20 protein-coding genes are annotated in these 21,392 nt (G+C 71.7%); 11 read left to right on the plus strand and 9 right to left on the minus strand.

Features of this window, described 5'->3' with window-relative positions; translation table 11 throughout:
* Positions 1-86: 86 nt before the first annotated feature.
* The gene (rpmJ, locus tag QSK39_RS23005) at positions 87-209 is read left to right on the plus strand and encodes a 50S ribosomal protein L36 (RefSeq protein WP_155546278.1); all 123 of its coding nucleotides are present in this window, start codon (positions 87-89) and stop codon (positions 207-209) included.
* On the opposite strand, the gene QSK39_RS23010 is transcribed toward rpmJ, so the two are convergent.
* The 7 genes from QSK39_RS23010 to QSK39_RS23040 form a co-directional block, all read right to left on the minus strand.
* On the minus strand, positions 200-1,681 hold the full coding sequence (locus tag QSK39_RS23010; RefSeq protein ID WP_285479840.1) for a flavin-containing monooxygenase: 1,482 nt from the start codon (positions 1,679-1,681) through the stop codon (positions 200-202). The genes rpmJ and QSK39_RS23010 overlap by 10 nt on opposite strands.
* 70 nt (positions 1,682-1,751) lie before the next feature.
* Positions 1,752-4,118, minus strand: coding sequence for a polysaccharide lyase 8 family protein (locus tag QSK39_RS23015; protein WP_285479841.1), 2,367 nt, complete (start codon positions 4,116-4,118; stop codon positions 1,752-1,754).
* Between the two features lie 233 nt (positions 4,119-4,351).
* Positions 4,352-5,806, minus strand: coding sequence for an aldehyde dehydrogenase (NADP(+)) (locus tag QSK39_RS23020; RefSeq protein WP_285479842.1), 1,455 nt, complete (start codon positions 5,804-5,806; stop codon positions 4,352-4,354).
* A 16-nt stretch (positions 5,807-5,822) separates the two neighbouring features.
* Entirely contained in the window at positions 5,823-6,962 is a 1,140-nt protein-coding gene (locus tag QSK39_RS23025) for a hypothetical protein (protein ID WP_285479843.1), read from the minus strand.
* 4 nt (positions 6,963-6,966) lie between these two features.
* Positions 6,967-8,223: a glucarate dehydratase family protein gene (locus tag QSK39_RS23030; RefSeq protein WP_285479844.1), complete on the minus strand. Its 1,257-nt coding sequence runs from the start codon at positions 8,221-8,223 to the stop codon at positions 6,967-6,969.
* Positions 8,223-9,158 carry a 5-dehydro-4-deoxyglucarate dehydratase gene (locus QSK39_RS23035; protein WP_285479845.1) on the minus strand — a complete coding sequence of 312 codons (936 nt, stop codon included), beginning with the start codon at positions 9,156-9,158 and terminating at the stop codon, positions 8,223-8,225. Before QSK39_RS23035 ends, QSK39_RS23030 begins: the two co-directional genes overlap by 1 nt.
* Before the next feature lie 51 nt (positions 9,159-9,209).
* Entirely contained in the window at positions 9,210-10,715 is a 1,506-nt protein-coding gene (locus QSK39_RS23040; RefSeq protein WP_285479846.1) for a sodium:solute symporter family protein, read from the minus strand.
* Positions 10,716-10,874: 159 nt separating this feature from the next.
* Between QSK39_RS23040 and QSK39_RS23045 the strand changes: the two genes are divergently transcribed.
* The 3 genes from QSK39_RS23045 to QSK39_RS23055 all read left to right on the plus strand — a co-directional run bounded on the left by QSK39_RS23045 (position 10,875) and on the right by QSK39_RS23055 (position 13,325).
* The gene (locus tag QSK39_RS23045; RefSeq protein WP_285479847.1) at positions 10,875-11,684 is read left to right on the plus strand and encodes an IclR family transcriptional regulator; all 810 of its coding nucleotides are present in this window, start codon (positions 10,875-10,877) and stop codon (positions 11,682-11,684) included.
* 26 nt (positions 11,685-11,710) lie between these two features.
* Positions 11,711-12,517 carry an NAD-dependent epimerase/dehydratase family protein gene (locus QSK39_RS23050; RefSeq protein ID WP_285479848.1) on the plus strand — a complete coding sequence of 269 codons (807 nt, stop codon included), beginning with the start codon at positions 11,711-11,713 and terminating at the stop codon, positions 12,515-12,517.
* A 76-nt stretch (positions 12,518-12,593) separates the two neighbouring features.
* Positions 12,594-13,325 (plus strand): polysaccharide deacetylase family protein, encoded by a 732-nt coding sequence (locus QSK39_RS23055; RefSeq protein ID WP_285479849.1) that lies wholly within the window; start codon positions 12,594-12,596, stop codon positions 13,323-13,325.
* On the opposite strand, the gene QSK39_RS23060 is transcribed toward QSK39_RS23055, so the two are convergent.
* Entirely contained in the window at positions 13,267-14,256 is a 990-nt protein-coding gene (locus QSK39_RS23060; protein WP_285479850.1) for a histidine kinase, read from the minus strand. The two genes, QSK39_RS23055 and QSK39_RS23060, sit on opposite strands and share 59 nt — an antisense overlap.
* Before the next feature lie 115 nt (positions 14,257-14,371).
* Here QSK39_RS23060 and QSK39_RS23065 point away from each other — a divergent pair, with 115 nt between their 5' ends.
* The 3 genes from QSK39_RS23065 to QSK39_RS23075 are packed head-to-tail and all read left to right on the plus strand — an operon-like array spanning position 14,372 to position 17,156.
* Positions 14,372-14,950 (plus strand): LuxR C-terminal-related transcriptional regulator, encoded by a 579-nt coding sequence (locus QSK39_RS23065; RefSeq protein WP_285479851.1) that lies wholly within the window; start codon positions 14,372-14,374, stop codon positions 14,948-14,950.
* On the plus strand, positions 14,947-15,840 hold the full coding sequence (locus QSK39_RS23070) for a phosphotransferase (protein WP_285479852.1): 894 nt from the start codon (positions 14,947-14,949) through the stop codon (positions 15,838-15,840). The genes QSK39_RS23065 and QSK39_RS23070 overlap by 4 nt, the downstream gene beginning before the upstream one ends.
* A 47-nt stretch (positions 15,841-15,887) precedes the next feature.
* Positions 15,888-17,156, plus strand: a complete 1,269-nt coding sequence (locus QSK39_RS23075) for a right-handed parallel beta-helix repeat-containing protein (RefSeq protein ID WP_285479853.1) — start codon at positions 15,888-15,890, stop codon at positions 17,154-17,156.
* Here QSK39_RS23075 and QSK39_RS23080 read toward each other — a convergent pair.
* Positions 17,146-17,763, minus strand: a complete 618-nt coding sequence (locus QSK39_RS23080) for a TetR/AcrR family transcriptional regulator (RefSeq protein ID WP_285479854.1) — start codon at positions 17,761-17,763, stop codon at positions 17,146-17,148. The genes QSK39_RS23075 and QSK39_RS23080 overlap by 11 nt on opposite strands.
* A gap of 67 nt (positions 17,764-17,830) precedes the next feature.
* Between QSK39_RS23080 and QSK39_RS23085 the strand changes: the two genes are divergently transcribed.
* The 4 genes from QSK39_RS23085 to QSK39_RS23100 all read left to right on the plus strand — a co-directional run bounded on the left by QSK39_RS23085 (position 17,831) and on the right by QSK39_RS23100 (position 21,340).
* A complete protein-coding gene (locus QSK39_RS23085; protein ID WP_285479855.1) occupies positions 17,831-18,469 on the plus strand; it encodes an MSMEG_1061 family FMN-dependent PPOX-type flavoprotein in 639 nt (212 codons plus the stop codon).
* A 2-nt stretch (positions 18,470-18,471) separates the two neighbouring features.
* Complete coding sequence (locus QSK39_RS23090) at positions 18,472-19,356, plus strand: PDR/VanB family oxidoreductase (protein ID WP_285479856.1); 885 nt, start codon at positions 18,472-18,474, stop codon at positions 19,354-19,356.
* On the plus strand, positions 19,356-20,150 hold the full coding sequence (locus QSK39_RS23095) for a siderophore-interacting protein (RefSeq protein ID WP_285479857.1): 795 nt from the start codon (positions 19,356-19,358) through the stop codon (positions 20,148-20,150). Before QSK39_RS23090 ends, QSK39_RS23095 begins: the two co-directional genes overlap by 1 nt.
* Positions 20,151-20,464: 314 nt before the next feature.
* On the plus strand, positions 20,465-21,340 hold the full coding sequence (locus QSK39_RS23100) for a helix-turn-helix domain-containing protein (protein WP_285479858.1): 876 nt from the start codon (positions 20,465-20,467) through the stop codon (positions 21,338-21,340).
* Positions 21,341-21,392 lie beyond the last annotated feature (52 nt).

The following is a 21,392-nucleotide window of genomic DNA, read 5'->3' on the forward strand; positions in this document are numbered from 1 at the left end:
CGGAATGAAACCGACCGACCGGCGGTTGAGAGGAGAGCGGGACGCACTCGGGGCCCGCACCACCGACCAGGAAGGGACGGCTCACCATGAAGGTTCGCAGCTCGGTCCGTTCGCTCGCCCGTCAGCCGGGCGCCCAGGTGATCCGGCGCGGTAACCGCGTGTTCGTGATCAACAAGGACAACCCGCGCCAGAAGGCTCGTCAGGGCTGACTCGGCGCGGCTGCCCGCTCTTCCGCGCGGCCGAAACGCATCACGCCGTCGTCCACGCGGTTGAACCGCATGTCGGCCAGATCCAGCAGGTAGTTCTGGCGCATCATCCAGGGCCGCCTCTCGCCCTGCTTCGGCAGGCCGGGGGCGGCCCTCTTGATGTACCCCGATGCCAGGTCCACGATCGGGCGCGGCCGGCCGGCTGTGGAAGCCGATGCCGCGTCCGGGGCGCAGTACGCGTACCCGTGCCGGTCCAGGTACCCCAGCAGCCGGCACACGTACTGGGACGTCAGGTCCGCCCGCAGCGTCCACGAGTTGTTCGTGTAGCCCACGCACCACGCCAGGTTCGGGACGCCGCCGAACATCATGCCCTTGTACGCGCGCTGGTCGCCGGGAGAAATCGCGCGGCCGTCGACCGTCAGCGCGATCCCGCCGAACGCCACCAGGCGCAAGCCCGTCGCCGTCACGATGACGTCGGCGTCCAGTGAGCGCCCCGACTCCAGCGACACCCCGGACGCCGTGAACCGCGCGATCCGGTCGGTCACGATGTCCGCCTTGCCCGACCGCAGGGCCCGGAACAGGTCCGCGTCCGGCACCAGGCACAGCCGCTGGTCCCACGGCGCGTAGTCGGGCACGAAGTGCGGGTCCACCGGGATCGAGGCCGGCAGCTGCGCCGCGACGCGCTTGCGCAGCGTCTGCGACGCCCAGTCCGGCAGCCGCCGCATCAGCTGGAAGAAGAACGTGCCCATGACCACGTTCTTGCCCCGCACCACCCGGTGCGCGAGCTTCTCCGGCAGCAGCGCGCGGATCCGGTCGGCCAGGGCGTCCTGGCCCGGCCGAGCCACGATGTACGACGGCGAACGCTGCAGCATCGTCACCCGCGCGGCCTGCGCAGCCATCGCCGGGACCAGCGTCACCGCCGTCGCGCCGCTGCCGATGACCACGACCCGCTTGCCCGTGTAGTCCAGCGAAGCGGGCCAGTGCTGCGGGTGCACGATCTCCCCCGCGAACTCCGACCGGCCCGGGAAGTCGACGACGTGCCCGGAGTCGTAGGAGTAATAACCACTGCACAGGTACAGGAACCGGCAGGTGAACGTCGCCCCGTGCTCGGTCGAGACCGTCCAGAGCGCGTCCGTGGACGACCACGAAGCCCGCACGACCCGATGACCGAAGCGGATCCGGTCGACGACACCGTGCGCCGCCGCCGTCTCCCGGATGTACGACAGGATCGACGGGCCGTCGGCGATCGCCTTCGGGTCCTTCCACGGCCGGAACGGGTAGCCGAGGGTGAACATGTCCGAATCGGACCGGATGCCCGGATAGCGGAACAGGTCCCAGGTGCCGCCGATGGTGTCCCTCGCCTCGAGGATGGCGTACGTCTTGCCCGGCAGCCGCTCCTGCAGCCGGCAGGCCGCGCCGACGCCGGACAGGCCGGCGCCCACGATCAGCACGTCCACGTGCTCGGCGGTGGTCATGAAATCCAGCGTAACGGAGGTGGGGACCCCGCCGGGCCGGGTCGGGGCACCGGCCCGGCGGGGAAGACCACTACAGGGGCACGACCTTCGTCGCGCCGAACGAGCCCTTGAGCGGCACCTTCACGGACTTGCCGTGCACGGTCACCGTGACGCTGTCCTGCGTCTGGGTCGGGTCCGAAACCGCCAGCACGCGCCGGTGGCCGGACCGCCCCACCGCGACCGACGCCGGCCCGGAGACACGCACGTCGTCGACCGAGCCCGCGGCGAAGAAGTTCGCCAGCAGGGTGTCGCCGACGCGGACCGCCTGGACCGTCGCGGTGTTCGCCCGCACCTGCCACGCCCAGGACGCGCTGACCGTGCCGAGGACCGACGCCCCGGGCAGCACCGCGTACGCGTACTTCGCGTCCGAAGGCTTGACGCCGTGCTCCAGCACCAGCTTCTGGTACCGGCGGGTGTTCGGCGTGGTGGTGCCCTTGGTGTTGGCGCCGGTGTCGATGTCGCGCCACGCACCCGTGCGGTCCTCGCGCAACGCTGTCACCGAGGCGTCGTCGAGGAGCACGTACCCGCCGACGTTCTCCAGGTGCACCCAGTGCGGCCGCCGCAGCGCGGAGGCCTTCCCGAGGTCGGTCGCGACGCGCCGGAAGTCGACGGTCAAGGCACCGCGGCCGCCCTCCCCCAGGTTGCGGTTCTCGATCGTCGTGCGCACGTTGGACGCCGACGTGCTGGTGATCCCCGCGCCCAGGCAGACGATCCCGGACGGCGTGAAGAACCACGACTTCTTGGCGACCAGCGACCCGTCCCACGACTTGAAGTCCATCGCGAACGCGCCGTGCTTGTCGTCCCAGCGGACGCCGCCGGTGTGCGGGTTCGGGCCGACCGGCACGTTGCCGAACTTCGGGTCGACCGGGCCGTCGTTCTCGGTCGTGCCCGGCAGCAGCAGCGGGTCGACCGTCGGCCAGTAGGCGTCGGTGTAGTGGCCCTTGGCGTTCGGCAGGAACGTGTAGAGCACGCCGTCGCCGACGTAGTAGCCCTTGAGGTTCTGGCCGTTGATGGACTCGTAGCGCGAGATCCGCGTCGAGCTGACGCCCAGCGACGCCGACCAGCCGTCGGTGACGTGCACCAGCCGGTCCTGCTGGCCGAAGTCCCGGTGCGTGGCGACGACCCGCGCCGGGCGCGTGCCCGAGGCCAGCATGTCCTGCGCGAACTCGATGCCCGGCGTCGCCACCAGGTCCGGGCCCGGCGCGAACCGCTCCGGGTCGGGGATCTTCAGGAACGGCGCGTACGTGCCTTCCTTGATCCACTTCGCGGCGAGGGCATTCAGGTCGGTCTTCGTCTTGCCCGAAGCGGTGCGGGCCAGGACCAGCGTCGCGACCGTCAGCTGGTGGCCGATGTCGTGCCCGGTCTCGCCCTGCCGCGAGAGCATGCGGCCGCGGACCGGTTCCATCAGCGCGCCCGCGTAGACGAACGGCGCGAAGCTGTCCGCGACGAGCGCGTAGATCTTGTCCTTCAGCGGCTGCGGGAGCGCGAACTCCGTGCCCTGCGTGACGTGGATGGCGCCGGCGAGCGCGGTGAGCAGGACGATGCCGTAGTGCCCGGGGTACGGGATCGTGTCGTGCTGGATGAACGAGCCGTCGACGTGGAAGCCGTCACCGGCCGCGCGGTCCAGCTTGGCGACGACGCTGGCGGCGCCCCCGCCCGCGACGTCGGTGAGCGCGTCGATGCCGGTCTTGATCCACGCCGGGTCGCCGATCAGCGCGCCGGCGACGATCGAGATCAGGCCCTTGTCCGCCCGGTTCGCGCCGGTCTCGACGAGCGCGGTGTTGTTCGCGCGGACGTTCGGGTTGCCGACGAACCGCTTGATCGGGCTCACGTACCGCGCCAGCTCGTCGGCAGTCAGCTGGTCGGCGACCACCGAAAGCGTGTGCAGCACGTAGTACGGGACGCCGATTTCGTAGGTGTACCAGTTGCCGATCTCGCCGACCTGCGGGTTGTACTGGCTCGCGTAGATCAGCTCGAGCGCCGCCTTGATCCGGTCGAGCACCACCGGGTCGCCGGACAGTGCGCCGCCCGGCGTGCCCCAGTCGACGGCGATCGCACGCAGCCGGGCGTACATCGACGTCGTGTAGTCACTGCCGGGGCCGAGCGGCAGGTCCGTCCACAGTGGAGCGCCGCCGCCGGCGACGGACAGGCTGGCGTTGTAAGCCTTGGCGACGCGGCCCAGGTTGGCCAGCGCCTCGGCGCGTTCGGGTGACGGCCGGTTGATGCCGGTCTGCAACTGCCGGTAGGCGGCGACGATCGACGCGGTGGCCGCCGGCACCCCACCGGCGGCGGGCGCCGCGGACGGGGCCGCCGAAGCGAACGCGGGACGGGTGAGGAACACGGTGGAAGCGGCCGCCAGGGCGCCGCCGCGCAGGGCGTTTCTCCGGTTCACGGGCATGACAATGCCTCCCAGGAAGACATCCTCGGCTTGCGGGGAATGGGGAACGGGATTCGGTTGTGCGGCGGCGGTTTCGGTGCTCGGCACCGAAACTGTCGGTGCCGGGCGATAGGCTGGAAACGGGGGGCGCCCCCGCGGGCTCAGCGGTTCCGTTCTGTGGCGCCGAAAACTGTCGGTGCCGAACGGTAGAGTGGAAACCGGGGGCGCCCCCGCGGGGTCAGCGAGTCATCAGGTCAGCGGGAGCCGTCGGTGCGGCGGGGCAGCTGCCAGGGGTTGGCCTCCTGCAGGGGTTCGGGCAGCAGGGCGTCCGGGAAGCCCTGCCACGCGAGCGGGCGCAGGAAGCGCTCGATCGCGGCGGTGCCGACCGACGTCGTGGTCGGGGCGGTCGTGGCCGGGTACGGGCCGCCGTGCTCCTGGGCCCAGCTCACCGTCACGCCGGTGGGCCAGTCGTTCCACAGCAGCCGGCCGGCGATGCGGCCCAGCGCCGGCAGCACCGGCCGGATCCAGTCCACATCGGACTCCTCGCCGTGGATCGTGGCGGTGAGCCCCGGTTCGATGACGTCGAGCAGGCTCAGCAGCTCGGCCTGGTCGGCGTAGGTGACGATCAGCGACGCCGGCCCGAAGCACTCTTCGTGCACCGCGTCGCCGCCTTCGAGGAACTGCTTGCCGGTGGTGGCCAGCAGCGTCGGGGTGAAGGCCGGCGAAGAAGAAGCCGACGAAGACACCACCTCGACACCCGGCACCTCCCGCAGCTGCGCCAGCTTGTCGGCGTACCCGGCGGCGATGCGGTCGTTGAGCATCGGCTGGGCCGCGGCGCCGTCCAGCGCGTCTTTCAAAGTCGAGGTCAGGTTGTGGTCCTCGGGCAGGAACAGCAGGCCCGGCTTGGTGCAGAACTGGCCGGCGCCGAGCGTGAACGATCCGGCGTAGCCCTTCGCGACGGCTTCCCCGCGTGCCGCGATGGCGGCTTCGGTGACGACGACCGGGTTGACGCTGCCGAGCTCGCCGTAGAACGGGATCGGCCGCGGCCGCGCGTTCGCGATGTCGAACAGCGCCCGGCCGCCGGGGATGGACCCGGTGAACGACGCCGCCGCGATCCGCGGGTCCTTCAGCGCGGTGACGCCTTCCTCCTGGCCGAAGATCACGTCGAAGATGCCTTCGGGCGCCCCCGCGCCGACCAGGGCTTCGCGCACGATCCGGCCGGTCAGCGCGGACAGCTCGGGGTGACCGGGGTGGGCCTTGAGGATCACCGGGCAGCCCGCGGCGAGCGCGGACGCCGTGTCGCCGCCGGCGACGCTGAATGCGAACGGGAAGTTGCTCGCCGCGAACACCAGCACCGGGCCGATCGCGGTCTTGACGCGGCGGATGTCCGGGCGCGGGCCCATCGGCCAGTCCGGGTCGGCGTGGTCGACGGTGGCGCCGAGGTACTCGCCGTCGGTGAGCACCTCGCCGAACAGGCGGAGCTGGAACGTCGTGCGCTTCAGCTCGCCGGCCAGCCGCGGGGTGGCGGGCAGGTGGGTCTCACTGTGGGCCAGCGGGACGAGCTCGTCCGCGGCGGCGTCGAGGGCGTCGGCGGCCGCGACGAGCCAGCGGGCGCGCTCGGCCGGGGTGGCCGCGGCGGCGGGACGGGCGGCCGCGGCGGCCCCCGAAAGGATCTTCTCGAGCGTGGCGGCGTCGGTGGCCTGGCTCATGACTTGGTACAGCTCCTCAGTGGATCTCGTGGGCGGCGGCGGTGGCCGTGCCCAGGTCGCCCCAGCGACCCGGGCCGGCCAGGCCGAGGTGGTACAGGTGCAGCTCGGCCGCGCCCGCTTTGGCCAGCTCGCCGGCGTACGCGGCGATGTCGGGCACGGGGGCGGCCGCGACGGCGGTGATGTAGCTGCCGATCGCGACCCGCTCGGGCAGGGCTTCCCGGGCCGCGGCGACGGCTTCGGCACCCGTCGCGGGCGCCCACCCGAACAATACGACCGCGTCGACGTCCTCCGCAGCGGACGGCGTCAGCCCCGGCAGCGCGCCGGTGACCCACGGATCGAGCGCGCCGTGCAGCACGATCCGCACTCCCGCGGGCACGGACGCCAGGACCGCGGCTCGCAAGGCGTCGGTGGCTTCCTGCCGGACCCGCAGCAGCATCGAAGTGAACGACGGCGGCAAACCATCAGCCGTCACGCCGAGGTCCCGGGTCGCCACCAGCCGACGCACCTCGTCGGCCAGCTCGGCACGGATGTCATCGGCGCCCGCGTCCCAGGAAGAAGCGCAGGCGTCGCAGCAGCAGATCGACAGCAGCCGGGCCACCGCGGGCGCCCAGACGCCGTCGGTCTTCTCGTGCTGGTGCTGGTGCACCGCGCCGAGCGGGCCGCAGGCCTCGAGGATCACCGACGACAGCTCCAGCCCGGCGACGGCTTCGGCGGTCAGCGTCGCGGCGTACTCGCGCACCGCGGGCTGAGACGGGCACAACGCCCAGGGGTAGGACTCGCCAAAGCAGTTGCGCACCACGACGTCCGGGTGCTCGTAGCCGAGCTGCGAGTTGTGGGTCAGCACGATCCACGCGGCCGCCGGGATGCCGGCCTCGTTCAGCACCCGAACGGCATCGGAACCGCTGTCCTGGGCAGCTACCCAGTCCGGAGTGGACGGACGCAAACGTTTGCCTTCCCAGGCTTCCTCGCGCACCGGCCGGTAGAAGGCCGCGTGCCGCGCGACCACCGAGGTCCCCGAAGCCGACCACGGCGTCGCGGCACGCGCGCTGTGGTAGGACAGCGCGACGGCCACTTCGTCGACGCCCAGCTCCCGGACGCGCGAGGCGAACCCGGCCTCCAGGACGTCCCAGGGGTAGGCGTATCCCGTCACCTTCACCGGGTCACCACCTCGCCGTGTTCGGCTCGAACCCGGGCACGTACTCGCGCATGTAGGTCACGTCGTCCCGCTTGGTCAGTCCACATCGGACGTAGTTCTCGTGCAGCCGGGCCAGCGCGTCCTCGTCCAGCTTGACGCCAAGGCCCGGGGTCGGCGGCACCGCGACGGCGCCGTCGCGGAACTCCAGCACGCCCGGCTCGATGACGTCCTCGACCTTCCACGGCCAGTGCGTGTCACAGGCGTAGGTCAGGTGCGGGGTCGCCGCGGCGACCTGCACCATCGCGGCCAGGCTGATCCCGAGGTGGCTGTTGGAGTGCATCGACAGGCCGACGCCGAAGCTCTCGCACGTCGTCGACAGCGACTGGGTGGCACGCAGGCCGCCCCAGAAGTGGTGGTCCGAGAGCAGCACGCCGATCGCGCGTGCCCGGAAGCCCGGGTCGATGTCGCCGAAGTTCACCACGCACATGTTGGTGGCCAGGGGCATCGAAGCTGCCGAAGCGACCCGCGCCATGCCCTCGATGCCCGGCGTCGGGTCTTCGAGGTACTCCAGGACACCGTCCAGTTCGGACGCCACCCGGATGCCGGTCCGAGGAGTCCACGCGCCGTTCGGGTCGATCCGCAGCGGGTGCCCGGGGAACGCCTCGGCGAGCGCGCGGATCCCGTCGACCTCCTGGCCGGGCTCGAAGACGCCGCCCTTGAGCTTGATCGAGCGGAAGCCGTACTCGTCGATCATCTGCTTCGCCGAGCCGACCAGGGTCTCGGGCGTGGTGATCTCGCCCCAGGAGTCCTCTCGGCCGTCGACGTGCCGGCCGTACTTGTAGAACAGGTAGGCGGAGAACTCGACGGCGTCGCGCGCTTTGCCGCCGAGCAGGTCGGTGATCGGACGGCCGAGGTACTGCCCCTGCGCGTCCAGGCAGGCGACCTCGAACAGCGAGTAGACGCTCGCGACGGTCTTGCGGATCGAGAACCCGCCGATCAGCCCGTGGGCGTCGGTGAGGACCGTGCCCGAGAGCGCCGCCGCGACCAGGCGCTGCAGGCCGGGCAGGTCGAAGACGTCGTGGCCGGCCAGCTGCGGCAGCACCTTGCGCACCTCGCCGAGGAACGCGTTGTCGCCGTAGGACTCGCCGAGCCCGACGATGCCGTCTTCGCACTTGACCTGCACGACGCTGCGCAGCGCGAACGGCTCGTGCACGCCCATGACGTTGAGCAGCGGCGGGTCGGCGAACGCGACCGGCGTCAGCACCACATCGAGGATCTTCATCAGTTCAGCGCCTTCAGCGTGCCGAAGCCGTCCTCCACGATCTTCTCCAGCCGGTGGATCTGCTCCGGCGTCGGTTCGACCAGCGGCGGCCGGACCGGGCCGACCTTGTCGCCGCGCAACCGGGCGGCGGCCTTGACCAGGGACACGGCGAAGCCGGGCGTCTCGTCCCGCAACGCCACCAGCGGCAGGTAGAAGCCGGTCAGCAGCGCGTCCATCACGCGGGTGTCGCCCTCGCCGAGCGCGCGGTGGAAGCGGTGCGCGATCTCGGGCGCGAAGCAGTGCACGGCCGAGGAGTAGCGGGCGACGCCGATCGAGGCGTACGCCTTGGCGGAGACCTCCGCGGTCGGCAAGCCGTTGAAGAACAGGAAGTTCCGCGCCCGGTCGGTGTCCAGCGACCGGATCGTGGTGACGATCCGGGTCATCACCTCGACATCGCCGTAGCCGTCCTTGAGGCCCACGATCGAGGGAATCTCGAGCAGCGAAGCCGCGGCCGGCGCGGTGAACACGCCGGTGCCGCGGTGGTAGACGATGACCGGCACGGACGAGTCGCCGACGGCGTACCGGACGAAGTCGACCAGCCCGGCCTGCGGCCCGGAGACCAGGTACGGCGGCAGCAGCAGGACGCCGTCCGCACCCCCGGCCTGGGCCGCCGCGACGCCGGCCCGCGCCGCCGCCGCGCCGCCCCCGGCACCCACCCAGACCGGGACGCGGCCGGCGGCCACCTCCCGGGACCGGGTGAGCACCGAGGCGTGCTCGGCGGGCGAGAGCGAGCTGAACTCGCCGGTGCCGCACGCGACGAACAGCGCACCGGCGCCCGCCGCGATGTGGCTCTCCACGTTCTCCGCGAGCGCGTCGAGGTTGACCTCGAGGTCCTCGGTGAACGGGGTGAGGGGGAACGCCAGCAGGCCGTCCAGCTCGATCTCGTTCTGTGCCATCAGTTTCTGCTCTCTCGTCCTTTATTCGGGTTCGGCCGGGTAAGGCCAACGTCAGGCGGGCACGGTCGTGCCTTCCTTCGTGCGGTCGACGTCGTCGTCGGTGTTCACGGTGTCGACGATCTCATCGGCGACCGCGCTGCGCTCGGGCGCGATCAGGCCGAGGCCGGCGAACAGGGCGAGCGAGACCAGGATCGGCGTCGCGATGAGCACCGTCTGGTTCGCGTTGAAGACGTAGTAACAGAGCCCGTACGCGATCAGGCCGCCCGCCCAGGAGACCAGCGCCGCGCGCGGGCCGCACTTGCGGAACCACGGCAGCATGCCCAGCAGCAGCGGGATGGAGATCGGGCCCATCAGCGCGGCGACCCAGTTGACGACGATCTGCAGCACGCCGCCGAGGTTCTGCGCCTGCGTCGCCACGAGCATGGTCAGCGCGACGAACACGACCGTGGTGATCCGCGCGGCCTTGAGGCCCTGCGTGTCGGTCCACTGCCGGGTGCGGCGGACCATCGCCGGGATCATGTCGCGGGTGATCACCGCGGAGATCGCGTTGGCGTCGGAGGAGACCATCGCCATCGTGTGCGAGAAGATCCCGGCCAGCACCAGGCCGACCAGGCCCGGCGGGAGGAACGTCGTGGTCATGATCGCGTAGGACTGCGTCGGGTCCTTGATGCCGGGGATGAGCAGCGGCGCCGCGAACATCGGGAACATCAGCACCAGGGGCCACAAGAGGTACAGCGCGGACGAAAGCCGCGCGCCGCGCCGGGCTTCGTGGGTGTTCGGCGCCGCCATGTAGCGCTGCGCCAGGTTCCACATGCCTCCGTTGTACTCCAGCGTCTTCACGAGCACGTAAACGAGCAAGAAGATGGTGGTGTACTTGGACGTCACCGGGTCGATGTGGTTCTCGGGCAGCTTGTCCCACATCGTCCAGAGCGCGGAGATCCCGCCGAGCTTGCCGAGCACGACGACGATCATCACGATCGCCGCGATGCCCTGGATGACGAACTGGCCGAAGTCGGTGAGCGCGTCGGCCCACAGCCCGCCGATGGTGCAGTAGACGAGGGTGACGGCGCCGGTGATGAGGATGCCGAGGTTGTAGTCCAGGCCGGCGAAGACGTGCAGCAGCGTCGCGACGGCGAACCACTTGGCCGCGATGTCGAAGATCTTCAGCAGGCTGCCGCTCCACGCGAGCGCCTGCTGCGTCGGCACGTTGTACCGCTTGGCCAGGTACTCCAGCGGCGAGGCGACGCCGAGCTTCGAGCGCAACCGGTTCCAGCGGGCGGCGAACAGCCAGCTGCCGATCCCGACGCCGATGCCGATGCTGGCGAAGCCCCAGAAGTACACGGTGACGCCGCTGGTGTACGCGACGCCCGCGTACGCGACGAAGAGCACGGCGCTGTAGCCGGACATGTGGTGCGAGATGCCGGCCAGCCACCACGGCATCTTGCCGCCGGCCGTGAAGAAGTCCTTCACGTCGCTGACCCGTTTGTGCGACCACCAGCCGATGACGATCATCAGCGCGAAGTACGCGCAGACCATCATCCAGTCGAGTGCGTGCACCGCAGGCTCCTTTCCGCGTCCACGTCGATGCGGTCTCGAAGGAGTTGTTCACATCCATGAACGGAGTCTGTTATAGTGATTATGTTCATCCATAAGAACGTTGTTCGGGACGCTAATATGGCCGGAGTCACAAGTCAACGGCCGGACGGAGGAGCACAAATGCCGCAGAAGGTGGACAACCCGGTGGCGGCCGACGGTGCCCCCGCGGAGTCGTCGGGAGTGAAGTCCGCGCGCCGGGCCGTCGACCTCATCGAGACCTTCGCGGCGAACGACGTCTGGCTGTCCCTTTCGGACCTGCACGCGCGCACGGGCTTCCCGCGCTCGTCGCTGCACGGCCTGCTGCGGACGCTCTTGGAAGCCGGCTGGCTGGAAGCCGACACGAACACCGCCCGCTACCGCCTCGGCGTCCGCGCGCTGATCTGCGGCACGGCGTACCTGGACCGCGACGCCGTCGTCCCGTTCGCCACCGAAGCCCTGGAGCGCATCCGGGAGAAGACCGGCTTCACCGCGCACTTCGCGCGGCGCAACGGTACTGAGGTCGTCTACCTGGAGACGCGCGAGTCGCAGCGCTCCACGCACCTCGTCTCCCGCGTCGGGCGCACGCTGCCCACGCACGCGACCGCGCTGGGCAAGGCACTGCTGGCCGAGCTGACGCACGACGAGATCGAGGCGCTGATGCCCGCGACGCTGACGCCGCTGACCCCGAACACCATCACCTCGCTCGAAGCCCTGCACGCCGAGTGCGCCGCCACGCGCGAGCGCGGGTACGCCGCCGAGGTCGAGGAGGGCACGCTGGGCGTCCGGTGCGTCGCCGCAGTGATCCCCTACCGGATCCCGGGCACGGACGCGATCAGCTGCTCGATGCCGATCTCCCAGGTGACCGACGCCGACGCGCAGCGCGTCGGCGAGCTGCTCGCCGACACCACCGCCGAGCTCGGGCAGCAGCTGCGCCGCGCCGGCATTCGCTGAACCGCCGCCCTTACGGAAGGAACTCCATGACGGACCAGCGTGTGCTCATCACCGGGTCGGCGGGTGTCGTCGGCACCCTGATGCGCCCCCGCCTCAAGCGCGACGGCCGCGTGCTGCGCCTGCTCGACCTGGCCCCGCAGACGGCGTCGGACGCCTCCGAGGAGGTCGTCACGGCGTCGGTCACCGACCCGGCGGCGATGGCGGCGGCGTGCGAAGGCGTCGACGCGCTGATCCACCTCGGCGGGCACAGCCGCGAGAACTCGTGGGAAGCGACGCTCGACGTCAACATCAGCGGGACGCACACGGTCCTGGAGGCGGCGCGGTCGGCGGGGATTTCGCGGGTGGTCCTGGCTTCCAGCAACCACGCGGTCGGCTTCCGCCGGAACGACTCCGACCTCCCGGCGGACTCTTCGCCGCGCCCGGACACGTACTACGGCGTCAGCAAGGCCGCGATCGAGGCGCTCGGCAGCCTGTACCACTCGCGGTTCGGCATGGACGTCATCGTGATCCGGATCGGCTCGTGCTTCGAGACGCCGTTGCCGCTGGGCCCGCGCGGCCTCACGACGTGGCTCTCCCCGGACGACGGCGCCCGGCTGTTCGAGGCCTGCCTGTCGGCGCCGTCGCCGGGGTACCGGCTGATCTGGGGCGTCTCGGACAACACGCGCCGGATCTACTCCCTGGAGGAGGCGGAGGCGCTGGGCTACAAGTCCCTGGACGACGCCGAGGTGTACGCGGAGCAGCTGGCTTCTCGCCCCGCGCCGACCGGCGCGGCCGCCGAGTACGTCGGCGGCCCGTTCTGCACCGCTCCCCTGGGCGTCTTCAACCCGCTCTGACAGGCCCACGGAAGCCGCGGAGGTACTAGTACCTTCGCGGCTTCCTCGGCTGTTCGAGCGAAGCCAGGGTGGCGCCATGATCTTGAAATCCCGCCGCGCGCGGAAGTGGACCGTCATCGTGGCGAGCGTGCTGGTCGTCGTCCTCGCCGGCGCGGTCACGCTGTTCGAGGTGTCGAAGTCGCGGACCTTCCAGTTCTTCGGCACGCTCGTGGACCGCGTCGACACCACCGAGCAGATCGTCGCGCTCACCTTCGACGACGGGCCCGATCCGGCCGGCGCGCACGCCATCCTGGACACGCTTCGCAGCCGTCAGGTCCCGGCGACCTTCTTCCTCATCGGCCGGGACATCGCCGCGCACCCCGAGCTCGCGCACGACATCGCCGCGGCGGGGCACGAAATCGGCAACCACAGCTTCAGCCACGAGCGGATGATCGGCGTGACGCCCGGCTGGGTGGCCGACGAGGTCGAGGCCACCGACGCCCTCATCCGGGCCGCCGGCTACCCCGGCGAGATCCTCTTCCGGCCCCCGAACGGCAAGAAGCTCTTCGCCCTGCCCCACTACCTGGCCGAGCACCACCGCACCACGATCACCTGGGACGTCGAGCCGGACTCCGACGGCATCCCGGACACGGCCACCGTCGAGCGCACCACGCTGGACCAGGTCCGGCCCGGCTCGATCGTGGTACTGCACGGCATGTACGCCTCGCGCGAGCAGACCCGGCAGGCGATCGGGCCGATCGTCGACCGGCTCAAGCAGCGCGGCTACCGGTTCGTGACCGTGTCGCAGCTGCTGGCAGCCCGACACTGACGACCCACTCGCCGTCCCGCGGCCCGTGCGTCAGCACTCCCCCGGCCGCCGCGGCCTGCTCCGCGAGCCCCGCCAGGCCGTAACCCCCGCCGGTGCGGGGAGTGCCCTTAAGCGGGTTGCGCGCGGTGATCGTCACCCGGTCGCCGGCTTCGACGTCGTACCGGAGGCGGGCGCCGGGACCGTTGTGCCGCAGGGCGTTCACCGCCGTCTCCGCGACGAACCGCTCGGCCAGCTCCCGCACCGGCCGCGGCAACGCGGGCAGCACCGGGTCGCGGTCGAGGACGAGGCCCGCGGTGCGCAGCCGGGCCAGCACCTCGGCGAGGTCGGGGGCCCGGTCTTCGTCCTCCCGGAGGTCGTCGAGCGTGCGCCGGACCAGCGTGAGCGCGCCCCGGCCGGCGGCCAGGAGGGTGTCGAGGCGGGCGCGGTCGGCGTCGGTCAGGTCGCCGACCGCGCGCAGGGTCTCGGCCTGCACGAGCATCACGGCCGTGGTCTGGGCGAGCGTGTCGTGCAGCCGCCGGGCCGCGCGCTCGGCCCGGTCGGCGAGCGCGCGCCGGCGTTCGGCGCCGAGCAGCCAGGCGACCGCGCAGATCGTGATGGCCAGGAGCATGCCGTCGAACGGGCCCTTCACCGGGAACACGGCGGCGCCGACCACGAGCGCCGCCGCGGCCGCGAGCCCTCGCTGCGGCGTGCTGTAGAGCGCGAGCAGCACCGGCACGTACATCGTGTTGCGCGGCTGGTCGAGCAGCAGGTGCCCGGCCGTCGCGAGGGTGACGACCACCAGCACGAGGGCGGGCACGCGGCGCGACCAGAGCAGCGGGACCAGCTGGACGGCGCTGAGCAGCGCGGCGAGCCAGCCCTGGTGCGGGGTCCAGGCGCCGCCGGCGAAGAACACCGCCGCGGCCGCGGCCGTCGTGACGAGGGACTGGCGCATGCGACCGACAGTAGAGTGAACCTTATTCTGGTTAGGCTGGCGCTACGGACTGCAAGTCGCGGGCCTGCGATGACTCTCGCGCCGGCCGACGGCTGAATAAGGTTCAATGTCCGGCATGATCCGGGTCCAGGTCGTCGACGACCACGCGCTGGTGCGCGAGGGCATCGCCCTGATCCTGGGGGCGCAGCCGGACCTCGACGTCGTCGCGCAGTACGCGAGCGGGCCGGAGCTGCTCGCCTCCGCCGTCGAGGCCGACGTCGTCCTGCTCGACCTGTACCTGCCCGGCATGGACGGCCTCGAAGTCCTGCGCCGGCTGCCGACCCCGGCGCCGCGCGTGCTGATGCTGACCACGGTCGGCCGGCCCCGCGAGATCCGCGAAGCACTCGGCGCGGGCGCGGCCGGGTTCGTGCTGAAGGACTCCTCCGGCGACGAGCTCGCGGCCGCCGTCCGGGCCGCCCACCAGGGCGTGACCGCGCTGAGCCCGGCGGTGGCTGCCGCGCTGAGCGGTGGCGGCGCGCTGACCCCCCGCGAACGGGACGTGCTGGAGCTGCTGGGCGAGGGACTGTCCAACCGGGACATCGCGGCGCGGCTGCGGCTGGCCGAGCGGACGGTCAAGGCGCACGTCGGGAACGTGCTGGCCAAGCTGGGCGTCACGAGCCGCACGCAGGCGGCGCTCGTGGCGCGCGACCGGTGATTTCGCCGTGGTGCGAGGAGCACCTGGGGAGCGTTCCGGTCGAGGTGCTGTTCGAACGGCAGTCCCTCTCCTCGGTGTACGGCCTGCGGCTGGCCGACGGGCGCGAAGTCGTGGTGAAGGCACGCGAAGACGACGGCCGGGCTGCGTCGTGCGTCGCCGCGCAGGATCGCTTGGCCGAACGCGGGTTTCCGTGCCCCCGGCCGATCACCGGGGTGTCCGTCACCGGCGGGCCGGCCGTGCACGCCGAGGAGTACCGGCCCGGCGGTGCCGTCCTGCGCGGCGACTCGCCGGACATCGCCGAGCGCTGTGCGGCGGTGTTCGCGTGGCTGATGGCCGAGCTGGCCGACGTGGTCGTCACACCGCCGCTGCCGAACCCGCGCTGGGCACGGTGGGACCACCGGGATCCCGGGTTGTGGCCCGCGATCGGCTTCCTCGACGAGCGGGACCAGAGTGTCGTGCCGGAGTACGTCACCGAGGCGGCTTTCCGGGCCCGCAAGCGGTTGCTGGCCACCGACCTGCCGTGCGTGCTGGGCCATGCCGACTTCGAAGCCCAGAACCTCCGCTGGGACGAGGACATCCGGTCGGTGCACGACTGGGACAGCCTGGCGTGGCAGCCGGAAGCGGCTTTGGCCGGTGCGGCGAGCGGGGCGTTCGCCAGTGACTCGCCGCCGACGCTGGCCCCGATCGAGAGCTCCGAGGTCTTCCTGACGACCTACCAGGACCGCCGGGGCCGCCGGTTCACCGCGGAGGAACGGGAGATCGCCTGGGCCGCCAGTCTGTGGGCGGCCGCGCACAACGCGCGCTGGGAAGCGCTGCACGGCGATCCCCCGGTGTCCGGGGACGCCGTCCGCGCGCAGGCGGCCGAACGCCTTCGCCGCGCGAACGCCTGACCGGGCTTGTACGGCCCGTGTACAGGCGCGGCTTACCGTCGCCCGCCATGTCGAAGAAACTGCTTTCGCTGGGCGTGTTCGCCGTTCTCGCGGCCGGGGCCCTCACCGCCACCGACGCCGCCGCGGCCACGAAGACCTACTACGTCGACCAGGCGCTCGGCAGCGACAGCGCGGCCGGGACGTCGCAGACCGCGCCGTGGAAGTCCCTCGCCAAGGTCGCCGCGACGACGCTGAACGCCGGTGACACCGTGCTGCTGCGCCGCGGCCGGACCTGGAGCGGCGGGCTGGCCGTGCGCGGCTCCGGCAGCGCGTCGGCGCCGGTGACGATCGGCGCGTACGGCGACGGCGCGCGCCCGATCGTGCAGGGCGACGAAGAAGCGTGTGTGAACCTGCCGGGGAACTACGTCCGGGTGCAGGACCTGCAGGTGGGGGTCGCGGCCGACGCGGGCCGCTGCTCCTGGGCGGGCGTCGAGGTCGGTGGTGACCACGACAAGGTGCTGTCGAACTACATCACCGGCGCCGGCGCGGGCGTCTACATCGCGCCGTCCGCCGACGGCACCGAGGTCACGCAGAACGACCTCGTCGACAACAACCACATGACCGTCGTGACGCCGGGCGGCAACGACGACTCCGGCGCGTTCGCGATCCTCGTGCAGGGCAACGGGTCCGACATCGGCTGGAACCGGATCAGCGGCTCGATCGCGGTGAGCGACGACTTCGGCGGCCTCGACGGCGCCGCCGTGGAGATCTTCTACGGCTCGGGCAACGTCATCCACCACAACATCGCCGAGGACAACGAGTCCTTCACCGAGCTCGGCACCGACGCCGGCGACCCGGACGGCGTGTCCCGCGACAACGTCTACGAATACAACGCGGTCTTCGGCACGAAGACGCGCGGCGGGATCGTGACGCGCGGTGCCGAGGACGGCAACGGCCCGGTGACCGGCACGGTCTTCCGCAACAACTCCGTCCGGCTGGGCAACGCCGAATCCGAGGGCTTCGTCTGCTACGGCGGCTGCACGAACCAGACGCTGAAGCTGACGCAGAACGTCATCCAGTCCGCGATGAAGATCGGGTACGCCGACGACGGCTGGACCGCCACCGACCACAACGTCTTCTTCGGCGGCCAGCGGCAGTTCACGCCGGGCGCCACGGACAGGGTCGCCGACCCGAAGTTCACCTCGGCCACGAACCTCGTCCTCACCGCCGGCAGCCCGGCCATCGGCCTCGGCACGGCGAAGTACGCGGACGTCGACGTCGACGGGAACCCGGTCGGCACCCGGGTCGACGCGGGCGCCTACCAGTTCACGCCCTGACGTAGCGCGTCAGCATCGCGACCAGCTCGTTCTCCAGCTTCCCGGTGTCCACCGGCTCGTGGTCGGCCATGAGCTGGTGGATCACCAGCTCGACGGTCGTGACGATCAGCCGGGCCGCCGTCCCGGTGTCGGCGATCCGGACCTCGGGGTGGCCGTCCAGGAGCTCCCGCATGTAGGTGGTCAGGGACTGCTTCATCCGTTCGACCTTCTCCAGCAGCTCGTTCGTCTGCGGTGCCTGTTCCCGCAGCATCCGCAGCAGGCGGGGCTCGCCGAGGTGGGATTCGATCGCCCCGCGGACGAAGACGCGGAAGACCTCGTCGATCGGGCCGGGCAGCTGCTCCCCCCGGACCCGCTCGGCGATGGCCATGCCGTCGTCGAGGTGGCGGACGAGCAGTTCGCCGAGGATCGCGTCCTTGTTCGGGAAGTACTGGTACAGCGAGCCGATGGAGATCCCGGCGCGCTCGGCGATGCGGTTGGTGGTGCCCGCGGCGTAGCCGTGCTCGCCGAAAACGTGAGCAGCCGCCGTCAGGATCCGCTGCCGGGTCAGCTCGGCGCGGACCTGCCGGGGCTGTTTACGTGGCTGGATGCGGCGCTGGTCCGGCGTCACGGCGCTCCCTTCCGCGCGGCTCGAAAGCGAGTAGCGCAAGACCTGAGTATTTGCTCATAATTGTGCCATGACCAGCACAAACACGCTGAGCACCCGGTACCGGCGGGTGTCCATGGCCGAAGTGCGGAGCAAGCTGGGCGCGCCCGAGGCGATGATCGAGGGCAAGAAGCTCGATCACGTCGACAAGCACGCCCGCCGGTTCATCGCGCACGCGCCGTTCCTCGCGCTGGCGACCGCCGACGCCGCGGGCCGCATGGACTGCTCGCCCCGCGGCGACTACCCGGGCTTCGTGAAGGTCCTCGACGAGCACACGGTCGCGCTGCCCGACCGGCCCGGCAACAAGATCGCCGACTCGTTCCGCAACATCGCCGAGAACGACGGCGTCGGCCTGCTGTTCCTCGTCCCCGGCGTGCGGGAAGTCCTGCGCGTCAACGGAAGCGCGTACGTCACCGACGACCCGGACGTGCTCGCCCGGATGCGCACCGAGGCCAAGGCGCCGATCTTCGCCATCATCGTCGAGGTCGCCGAGGCGTACTTCCACTGCGGCCGCGCGCTGCTGCGGTCGCGGCTGTGGGACCCGGCGAGCCAGGCGCTCGCGGACGAGCTGCCGTCGGCCGGCGAGATCGTCACCGACCAGCTGGGCGTGGCCGTCGACCCGGCGGTGTTCGAACAGCTCCTCGAAGACAGCTACCGGAAGTTGTACTGACCATGCAGAAAACGATCTTGGAGCGGGTCGAGCGCGTCGCCGACGACGTCGTCTCGCTGGTGCTTCGCGGTGACGAAGGGCCCTTGGAAGCGTGGGAGCCGGGAGCGCACGTCGACCTGGCGCTGCCGAACTGGCTGACGCGGCAGTACTCGCTGTGCGGTGACCCCGGCGACCTTTCGGCGTACCGGATCGCGGTCCGGCTCGACCCGCTGAGCCGGGGTGGCTCGGAGTACATCCACTGGTACCTCAACCCGGGACGGACGCTGGAGGTTTCCTCGCCGCGCAACCACTTCCCGCTCGTTCCCGCACCGGAATACCTGTTCCTGGCGGGCGGGATCGGGATCACGCCGATCGTGCCGATGCTGCGGGCGGCCGTGTCCGCCGGGGCCGCCGCTTCGCTCGTCTACGTGGGACGGTCGGCTTCGACCATGCCGTTCGCGGCGGAACTCGCTGCCACGTATGGCGACCGCGTCTCGCTGTTCTCCCGAGGCCGGCCGGATCTCGCTTCGTTCGCGGAGTTCGCGGGTGAGGTCTACTGCTGCGGACCCGCGTCGATGCTCGCCGCGGCCGAAGCGGTGTTCCCGCGGGTGCACGCCGAACGGTTCCAGCCGACCGCGCGGGTCTTCGGGCCCGACACCGCGTTCGAGGTGGTCTGCGCGCGGTCCGGGGCGACGATCCAGGTCCCGGCCGACGAATCCCTGCTCGACGTGCTGAACCACGCCGGGCGGCCGGTGCCGTCGGGGTGCCGCGAAGGCGTCTGCGGGAGCTGCGAACTGTCGGTGCTCGACGGCGAACCCGAGCACCGCGACGACATCGGCGCACCGGCGGGGCGCATGTACGCGTGCGTGTCGCGGGCGGTGTCGCCGCGGCTCGTGCTGGACGTCTGATGATCCCGAAGGTGCGGCGCCCGGCGTCCCGGCGGATGATCACGCTCGAAGTCCTGGCGAACACCGCGCCCAGCCCGGCGTTCCGGACGATCACGCTCGGCGGGCCGTCGGTGGCGGACCTCGAGGTGGCGGGCGACGACCAGGCCGTGCGGCTGTTCTTCCCGCGGGTGGGCCAGGAGGGGCTGCGGATGCCGACCCTGGACAACGAGGGCTGGATGGCCGAGGTGCTGCTGCTGCCGAAGTCGCGCCGGCCCTGGGTGCGCAACTACACGATCCGGCGAGCGCGTCCCGGGGAGATCGACATCGAGTTCGCGCTGCACGACGGCGACGCGCCGGCGGCCGCGTGGGCCCGGCGGGCGCGTCCCGGCGATCCGGCGGGCATCTTCGACCTGGGCGTGAGCTACCTGCCGCCGCCCGGGGTGGCGTGGCAGCTGCTGGCCGGAGACGAGAGCGCGGTGCCGGCGATCCTGGCGATCCTCGAGAGCGCCGCCGACGATCTGGTGGCCGAGGTGTTCCTGGAGGTGCCGTCGGCCGCGGACGTCCGGGAGGTCTCGACGCCGCCGGGGGTGCGGATGCACTGGCTGCCGCGGCTCCGCCCGGATCGCCCGGGGGTGCTGGCGCTGGAGACGGTCCGCGCGGCCGACCTGCCACCGGGGCGGGCGTACGCGTGGGTGGCCGGCGAGGCCGCGCTGGCGACCGGGGTCCGCCGTCACCTGGTGCGGGACCGAGGCTGGGCGAAGCCCGACATCGCGTTCCTGGGCTACTGGCGCCACGGCCGAGCAGCTCCAGGCTGACGCCGACGGACGACACACGTACCGGAACGGTCGGCTCACGTACCCGAAGAGTCGGCTCGCGTACCTGGAGAGTCGGCTCGCGAGCCGACCGGCTGGGTACGCGAGTCGGCCGTCCAGGTACGCGAGCCGACCCTCTGGGTACGTGGGGTGGCTGTCCGGGCGAGTGCGCAGGCGGTCGCTGCCAGGGCGAATCCGCGGACCGCGCCGAGCCCGGCGAACACCACGGGGCTCAAGCGAGACTCCAGCGCAGACGTCCGGCCCACGGGCCGGGTTCGCGTACCATCACGAGCAGCCTCGACGTCGAGGAGGCAGGCGTGGGCGAACTCGGGCTGACCGACACCAACGGCATCCTCGCGCTGCCCTGGGTCCGGCCCGAACGCACCAGTGCCGGGCTCGGCTGGGACCGGGTCTACGTCTCCCGGCAGCGGGAACGTCCCTACCGCGCCGAGTTCGCGCCCGCCCGCAGCCACCAGCTGATCCTGCACCTCGACGGGCCGGTGACCGTCCGGCGCGGCGTCGGGACCCCGCGCGAACGCAGCCGGCGGATGCCCGCCGGCGGGTTGTTCCTGCAGCCGTCGCACGCCGATCTGTCCGTCGAGCTCGGCGGGGAGCTCGAGACCGTGCACGTCTACGTCGCCGACGACGCCGTGCAGGAGGCCGCCGGCGACCACGCGCCCGTGCGGCTCGCCGAGGAGCTCGGCAGCTCCGATCCCCTGCTCGAACAGCTGGTGCTCAGCCTCGACGGCGTCGTCCGCGACTGGGAGCCGAGCGCGCGCACCTACGCCGACCAGCTGGGCGCGCTCGTCGCGGCGCAGCTGGTCCGCCGCCACCACGCCGGCCCCGGCCGGGAGCCCGCGCCGGCCCGGGGCCTGTCCGACCGGCAGTTCACGCGGGTCCGCGACGTGATGGCCGAACGCCTGGCCGAACCGGTGCCCCTGGCGGAGCTGGCCGCCCTCGCCGGGCTGAGCGTGAGCCAGTTTTCGCGGCAGTTCAAGGCCCGCACCGGCCTGCCCCCGCACCGGTTCCTGCTGCGGCTGCGCGTGGAGCAGGCGGGGCTGCTGCTGCGCACGGGCGCCGACCCGATCGCCGAGATCGCGGCCCGCTGCGGCTTCTCCCACCAGGAGCACCTGACCCGGGTGCTGCGCGCCCAGCTCGGCACCACCCCGGCGGCGCTGCGCCGGGCGGGCTGAGACGGACGCGCGTTTCGTGCCGTCCCGCAGCACGAACGTGCAGGACCGCACG

It is taken from the genome of Amycolatopsis sp. NBRC 101858, assembly GCF_030269325.1.
GTDB lineage: Bacteria > Actinomycetota > Actinomycetes > Mycobacteriales > Pseudonocardiaceae > Amycolatopsis > Amycolatopsis ponsaeliensis.

Excerpts from the sequence above, each read along its gene's own strand:
- rpmJ (WP_155546278.1), top strand. The coding sequence starts at position 87 with ATGAAGGTTCGCAGCTCGGTCCGTTCGCTCGCCCGTCAGCCGGGCGCC.
- QSK39_RS23010 (WP_285479840.1), bottom strand. The coding sequence starts at position 1,681 with ATGACCACCGCCGAGCACGTGGACGTGCTGATCGTGGGCGCCGGCCTG.
- QSK39_RS23015 (WP_285479841.1), bottom strand. The coding sequence starts at position 4,118 with ATGCCCGTGAACCGGAGAAACGCCCTGCGCGGCGGCGCCCTGGCGGCC.
- QSK39_RS23020 (WP_285479842.1), bottom strand. The coding sequence starts at position 5,806 with ATGAGCCAGGCCACCGACGCCGCCACGCTCGAGAAGATCCTTTCGGGG.
- QSK39_RS23030 (WP_285479844.1), bottom strand. The coding sequence starts at position 8,223 with ATGAAGATCCTCGATGTGGTGCTGACGCCGGTCGCGTTCGCCGACCCG.
- QSK39_RS23035 (WP_285479845.1), bottom strand. The coding sequence starts at position 9,158 with ATGGCACAGAACGAGATCGAGCTGGACGGCCTGCTGGCGTTCCCCCTC.
- QSK39_RS23045 (WP_285479847.1), top strand. The coding sequence starts at position 10,875 with ATGCCGCAGAAGGTGGACAACCCGGTGGCGGCCGACGGTGCCCCCGCG.
- QSK39_RS23050 (WP_285479848.1), top strand. The coding sequence starts at position 11,711 with ATGACGGACCAGCGTGTGCTCATCACCGGGTCGGCGGGTGTCGTCGGC.
- QSK39_RS23055 (WP_285479849.1), top strand. The coding sequence starts at position 12,594 with ATGATCTTGAAATCCCGCCGCGCGCGGAAGTGGACCGTCATCGTGGCG.
- QSK39_RS23060 (WP_285479850.1), bottom strand. The coding sequence starts at position 14,256 with ATGCGCCAGTCCCTCGTCACGACGGCCGCGGCCGCGGCGGTGTTCTTC.
- QSK39_RS23065 (WP_285479851.1), top strand. The coding sequence starts at position 14,372 with ATGATCCGGGTCCAGGTCGTCGACGACCACGCGCTGGTGCGCGAGGGC.
- QSK39_RS23075 (WP_285479853.1), top strand. The coding sequence starts at position 15,888 with ATGTCGAAGAAACTGCTTTCGCTGGGCGTGTTCGCCGTTCTCGCGGCC.
- QSK39_RS23085 (WP_285479855.1), top strand. The coding sequence starts at position 17,831 with ATGACCAGCACAAACACGCTGAGCACCCGGTACCGGCGGGTGTCCATG.
- QSK39_RS23090 (WP_285479856.1), top strand. The coding sequence starts at position 18,472 with ATGCAGAAAACGATCTTGGAGCGGGTCGAGCGCGTCGCCGACGACGTC.
- QSK39_RS23095 (WP_285479857.1), top strand. The coding sequence starts at position 19,356 with ATGATCCCGAAGGTGCGGCGCCCGGCGTCCCGGCGGATGATCACGCTC.